General features: G+C 66.3%; 1 protein-coding gene. It reads left to right on the top strand.

Annotated elements, in window-relative coordinates:
- Positions 1–1,597: ABC transporter permease (locus EN984_RS25210; RefSeq protein WP_127384023.1), on the top strand; the 1,597-nt coding region annotated here is incomplete at its 5' end.
- Between the last annotated feature and the right edge of the window lie 99 nt (positions 1,598–1,696).

Here is a 1,696-nt window from a genome sequence, read left to right as displayed (position 1 = left end):
GCCCGATCTCGGTACCTTCTATCTTGGCGACGCGATCACCGGCTGGCTGCCGATGCCGCTGGTGGTGATCGGCGTCGTCCTGCTCGCCTGGTTCTGGCTGAAGGGAACCCGCTTCGGCACAGCACTTTATGCGGTCGGCAGCGATCCGGAGTCGGCCGCTTCCGTCGGCATCAATGTCGTGCTGGTGCGCTTTGCCGTCTATGTCATCGCCGGCGGCTGCTATGGCCTTGCCGGCGTCTTCATCAGCGCCCAGACCGGCAGCGGTGATCCGCTGGTCGGCAATCCGCTGCTGTTGTCGATGTTCGCGGCGGTCGTCGTCGGCGGCACGCGCCTCGGCGGCGGGCAGGGCGGCCCGGGGGGGTCGGTCTTCGGCGCCTACATCCTGATGATCGTGGTGAACATCCTGCTGGTGCTCAATGTCTCGGCCTATTATGCGACCATCGCCGAAGGCACCATTCTGGTGCTGGCAGCACTTGCCGGCTCCATCTCGCATGCATCGGTGCTTGCCGTGCAGCTACGCGCCGCGCGTGCCCGGCTCGCCGCCTGGCGCGCCGGCATACTGCCCTCGCAACTCGAGCGCGTGGACCGGCGTCTCAAGACCGCCGAACCAGCCCATGCCCAGCGCAGTCCGGCGGCGCCGCGCCCTGCCTTCCACCTGCGCAACGCGGAAACGCTGCGTTATGCGCTGCCCGCCTATGTCTGCCTGCTGCTCATCGTGGTCGTCACGCAGGTCTGGCTCGGCCGCGCCATCCTCAATCCGGGGTACTGGAATTCGCTGCTGGTGCTATCGTCCTTCCTAGCCGTCCTGGCGCTGGGGCAGGGAACCGTCATTCTGACCGGTGGCCTCGACCTCTCCGTGCCGTGGACGATCGGCATCTCCGGCATCATCCTGGCCGGCATGGTCAACGGCTCCGACGCCGCCCTTGTCTACGCCTTGCCGGTCGTCCTGTTGATGGCCTGCGCCATTGGCTTCGCCAATGGTTTCGGCATCGTCTATCTCGGCATCTCGCCGATCGTCATGACGCTCGCCACCAACGGCATCCTGCAAGGCTGTGCGCTGCTCTATTCGCAGGGCACGCCGGCCGGTTTTTCCTCGCCGATGCTGCGCTGGGTCATGACGGCCAAGCTCGCCGGCCTGCTGACTCCAATAGTGCTGCTGATGGTCGTCTTTGTCGTCGCGGCGGTACTGCTGCTTGGCCGCACCCCGTTCGGACGACGCGTCTACGGCATCGGCAATGGGCTACGCGCGGCGCGCTTGTCGGGCATCGGCGTCGAGCGCACGCTGATCCTGGTCTATATGCTTTCGGCCGTCTGCGCGGCTGTTGTCGGCATCATGCTGACCGGCTTTTCGGGTCAGGCAAGCCTTGGCATGGGCGACGACTACCTGTTGCCGTCGATCGCTGTGGTGGTGGTCGGCGGCGCGCTGATCACCGGCGGACGCGGCCACTATCTCGGCATGCTCGGCGGCGTGTTGTTGCTGACCGCACTGCAGATGCTGCTCGCCGGCACCACGCTTCCCTATGCCACGAGGGCAATTCTTTACGGACTGGTCGTTCTGGGCGCCGTCATGGCGCTGCGCGAACGGCGGCTGCAATGAGAAGGACAGGACCATGAGCACAAGGGCGCCGGCATCGGCGGACGAATTTTTGACCGGGCTGAAAGGCCAGCGCGTGCTGGTCACGGCGGGGGCCCGGGG

It is taken from the genome of Mesorhizobium sp. M7A.F.Ca.CA.004.12.1.1 (genome assembly GCF_003997835.1).
In the GTDB taxonomy this organism is placed as follows: Bacteria; Pseudomonadota; Alphaproteobacteria; order Rhizobiales; family Rhizobiaceae; genus Mesorhizobium.
The sequence above is the reverse complement of the archived record's forward strand: the minus strand, read 5'-3'. Positions and strand labels throughout refer to the sequence as shown.